Genomic DNA, 4,010 nt, shown 5'->3' on the forward strand with positions numbered 1-4,010 from the left:
TCTTCTTTAGTAAAAGTAGCCTCAGTAATAATGACATTCAAATTAAGTACCCCAATGACCTTATCCTTAGTCTTTAAGGGGATAGAAAGAGCTGATTTAATAGCTCCTCTCTCCTGAAGGGCTGAAAATCTGGGGTCTTGTCTAATAGTCTGGTGTGTAAGAAGCAGTGGTTTTCCCTCTTTAGCTACCAGGCCTGCAATTGGCTCGCCAACTTTGATTCTGACTGATTTCTTAGCCTCTTCTGGCAGACCTCTTGCTACCTTAATCTGTAGAGTTTCTTCTTTATCATCTAAAAGCATCAGAGAACCTTCATCTGCCTTAGTTACTCTAATACTTGAATCCATAATCAATTCTAACAATTCTTCTAAATTAAATGTAGAACTCATCAACTCCGTGATTTTATAAAGTTCTTCTAAATAAGATTTACTTTTCTCCTGTATCATTTTTTTCCTCCTGAGAATTTGATTCAATAAAACCACAGATGCACACAGATTAACACGGATTTATTTTTTTATCTGTGTTTATCATTTATACAACTAATCTCTCATATTCTAATTTAGTCTTAGCAAAGTTTAAAATAAGTCCAACTTCATATCCAGTCGCTTTTAAATAATTTAACAATTGAGCCTTATGAATCTTACTTATCTCATCTACTGCCTTTACTTCTACTATTACTTTATCTTCTATTATCAAATCAGCTACATATATTCCTACTTCTTTTCCTTTATAGAATATCTCTATTTTCTTTTGAGCCTCAACTTTCATCCCTTTTAATCTTAACTCACAAACAACTGAATTTTCATAAACTTTCTCTAAAAATCCACATCCAAGAATATTATGAACCTCAAAGGCAGCATTTAAAATTTGATAGGTGATTTCTTTATACTTAAACCTTTTATTATCTGTGTTCATCTGTGTTTATCTGTGGTTCCTTTCTTATTTCTGAAACAGAGTCCTAAGAGAATTTGCTTGACGAATGTTATAATTTATGGTATATTAAACTCATGATTCCATTGACTAAGAAACAACGAGAAAATTTATCAAAGGCATTATTTGATATTAGTAAACTAATACTTACGGCGTTAGTGTTAGGTAGTTTCATTTCTAATAGAGCATTTGATTTACTTACTTTTCTGATTGGAATATGTATTTTTCTTTTATGTTTCATAATAGCTATTACCATTGATAAATAGGAGGTGCCTAAAATGTCTGAGAGTGCATTAGCGATGTTAACTATTTTTATCGGCGTAGCAATAGTAGTTGTTCCTCTTGCTATCATTTCGTTATACCAGGACTATCGTGAGAAGCATCAATCCTCAAAAGATGAAATGCTAAAGCATTAACTCATAATCAAGAATTTTAGCTTTGCCTGACAGGCATTCCGGAAAGAATACCTCCATATTCTGTAAATGGTGATAGTATTTCAAGCCCTTTAGAGGTAATTTTAAATTCCCGAATATACTTATCGTGTTCAATTCCTCTTGCCTTTAAAATAGCTAAAGCTCTACTGACATGAGATTCTAATTCTACATACCGCAGTAAAACTACATTATCCGCAATAAATGAAATACCATACTCAGTTATTTTGAGAGGGTCAAACAACTCGGTAATCTCATTGGTCAATAATGAGGTTATGCCATTAGACTTAAAGAAATTAACCACAGAATAGACATAATCCTTATACCTTACCTTATTAGGTGTAGCAATCTCTAGGTCCATAAGTGAATCAATCACTACCCGTTTAGCCTGAATCTGTGCCACTACATCTTTAATATGAGCAGTATGTTCATCAACACTTAACTCCACAGGCGAGGTATAAAGTAGTTTAACCTTCCCTTCGCGCTCCATCTTTTCCAGATTCCAGCCAAATCCTGATGCAATTTCATATAATTGAGATGGACTTTCCTGGAACGATACGATTACCCCTGGTTCACCCTGCTCAATTCCTTCGGTGATGAAGTGAAGTCCTAAAAGTGTTTTACCTGTTCCTGCACCACCTGCAACTAATGTAGATGTCCCTTTAGGTAACCCACCACCCATCATCTTGTCTATCTCCTTTACCCCTGTGGAAATCCGCTCTTTAGTTACTTCATACCTTGGTGGATAAAGAGGTGTTTTAATTCGTGGATAAATCTTTATCCCCGCATTAGAGATAGTAAAAGGATGGTCTCCACGAAAATAATTCACTCCACGCATTTTAGAGATATTGATAAATCTAACATCTTGCATACCTTGCTTTTCAGTATATAATTTAAAAACTCCATCAGCAACAGCAAATACTGGTTCTTTCACCATCTCATCTTCAGTATACTCACCAACTAAGAAGGATATAGCCTGCCATGTAGTTAGATTAACTGCTAACTCATAGCCAAATTCCCTTACTTCATGAGGCGTCTCAGCTAATTCGTGTAAAGCCTTAAATGAATCAATAACAATTACCTTAGGCATATTCTTTTCTACATATTCAACAATAGTTTCCATTGACTTCATCAAGCCCTTTTGTCTGAATATCTCACCAATATCAATGAATATGACACTCTTTCCTATTTTATCTACATCGAAGTAATCAAAATGCTGCTGATAACGCATCATCTTTAATGCCGGCTCGGAAATAGTAGTAAAACATAACGACTTACCATCCTCAGTAGCATTATTAAACATTATCTGCTGAGTAAGAATAGTCTTACCCGAACCTGGTGGACCTGTGATAATATTGACTGAAAAGTCAGGTATGCCACCGCCTAAAATCTCATCTAAGTTCTCTATCCCTGATTGTATCTTTTTTAACTCATCCATTTTTTTTACCTCCTCCTTTTTATAAAGTAGCGAGTAGCAAGTAGAGAGTAGAGAGATTTTTAGTTTGACTTTTTATCAATATTTTTTCTCTACTTTTTACTCTCCTTGTTTTATTATACTCGATATTCAAGTTTTTTTAAGATTAAGTGGCTTATCCTTTTTTAACCGCAAAGAACGCAAAGAAATTAATCGCAAAGAACGCAAAGATTATAGGTTGTTCACCACCCTTTTAATTCCTTCCTTGAGTCTTAATACATTGAAATTTATAAGCAATCCTAATTTACAATTTGACAATTTTAAATAAGTTAAATAGACCTATTCCCTTCCTTTGCGTCCTTTGCGAAATCTTCCTTTGCGCTCTTTGCGGTTAAATCTTTATACCTTTAAAAAACTTGAACATCGAGTTATAGTAATCTTTTATTTTGCACCTTTTACTATTCTGGGATACTTTCCAGCCTGGTTGTAACTTCATCCTTAAATAGTTTATCAACAATCATATCACCAGTCAATTCAGCTAATAGGTCAAATAGATTCAATATCAACTCCTCAAACCCATCCTTGATAATCTTTTTTTCCTTCTCAGATATTCTGGATTTTAATTTTTGGAACTGAATTCCCTCAGTGGTAACATCTAAGTACTGAAGAATCGTATATTTTTTAGCAGTCCGTTTGATTACTCTACGCCACAGGGCTACTACTGTAACCGCTCCTAATGTAAGTACAATCCTATCCCACACCTTCTTAAGCAAATCTTCATAGATATCTACCACCTCTTCCTTTTTAGCTGTCAAAATCTCCTCTTCCCTTGTCTTTTCCATTAATACACCTCCTTTTTTGGTGATTGGTTAAATGGTAATTGGTTAAATGGTAACTGGTTAAATGGTAACTGGTTAAATGGTAATTGGTTAAATGGTAATTGGTTAAATGGTAATTGGTTAAATGGTAACTGGTTAAATGGTAACTGGTTAAATAGTTACCGGTTACCAATCACCAGTTACCAATCACCAATTACCAATCACCAATTACCAATCACCAATTACCAATCACCAATTACCAATCACCATTCACTATTTACCAATAATATGTCGCAGGGCTGGATTGCCAAAGATAATGATTAAGGCAATAACCAGTGCATATAGAACTAACGATTCTATAAAGGCTAATCCTAAGATTAAGAGAGTCATAATCTTGCCAGATGCTTCTGGTTGTCTGGC

At 34.5% G+C, this 4,010-nt stretch carries 8 protein-coding genes and 1 pseudogene; 2 read left to right on the plus strand and 7 right to left on the minus strand.

Annotation, left to right across the window (positions count from 1 at the left end; translation table 11 throughout):
- Window positions 1–443: GAF domain-containing protein (locus AB1414_16925; protein MEW6609099.1), on the minus strand; the 443-nt coding region annotated here is incomplete at its 3' end.
- Between the two features lie 85 nt (window positions 444–528).
- On the minus strand, window positions 529–912 hold the full coding sequence (locus tag AB1414_16930) for a GxxExxY protein (protein MEW6609100.1): 384 nt from the start codon (window positions 910–912) through the stop codon (window positions 529–531).
- A gap of 92 nt (window positions 913–1,004) precedes the next feature.
- Between AB1414_16930 and AB1414_16935 the strand changes: the two genes are divergently transcribed.
- Window positions 1,005–1,193: a DUF6722 family protein gene (locus AB1414_16935; protein ID MEW6609101.1), complete on the plus strand. Its 189-nt coding sequence runs from the start codon at window positions 1,005–1,007 to the stop codon at window positions 1,191–1,193.
- Between the two features lie 12 nt (window positions 1,194–1,205).
- Entirely contained in the window at window positions 1,206–1,343 is a 138-nt protein-coding gene (locus AB1414_16940; protein MEW6609102.1) for a hypothetical protein, read from the plus strand.
- 16 nt (window positions 1,344–1,359) lie between these two features.
- Here the strand turns inward: AB1414_16940 and AB1414_16945 are convergent, their stop codons facing one another.
- The 5 genes and pseudogenes from AB1414_16945 to AB1414_16965 form a co-directional block, all read right to left on the minus strand.
- On the minus strand, window positions 1,360–2,796 hold the full coding sequence (locus AB1414_16945; GenBank protein ID MEW6609103.1) for an ATPase domain-containing protein: 1,437 nt from the start codon (window positions 2,794–2,796) through the stop codon (window positions 1,360–1,362).
- A gap of 207 nt (window positions 2,797–3,003) precedes the next feature.
- Window positions 3,004–3,105, minus strand: a pseudogene (locus AB1414_16950) (GxxExxY protein).
- A 125-nt stretch (window positions 3,106–3,230) separates the two neighbouring features.
- A complete protein-coding gene (locus AB1414_16955; GenBank protein MEW6609104.1) occupies window positions 3,231–3,614 on the minus strand; it encodes a hypothetical protein in 384 nt (127 codons plus the stop codon).
- Complete coding sequence (locus tag AB1414_16960) at window positions 3,577–3,783, minus strand: hypothetical protein (protein ID MEW6609105.1); 207 nt, start codon at window positions 3,781–3,783, stop codon at window positions 3,577–3,579. The genes AB1414_16955 and AB1414_16960 overlap by 38 nt, the downstream gene beginning before the upstream one ends.
- Before the next feature lie 80 nt (window positions 3,784–3,863).
- A partial coding sequence (locus tag AB1414_16965) for an ATP synthase F0 subunit C (protein ID MEW6609106.1) occupies window positions 3,864–4,010 on the minus strand: 147 nt, incomplete at its 5' end.

The sequence above is a fragment of the bacterium genome (genome assembly GCA_040755795.1).
Classification (GTDB): domain Bacteria; phylum UBA9089; class CG2-30-40-21; order CG2-30-40-21; family SBAY01; genus JBFLXS01.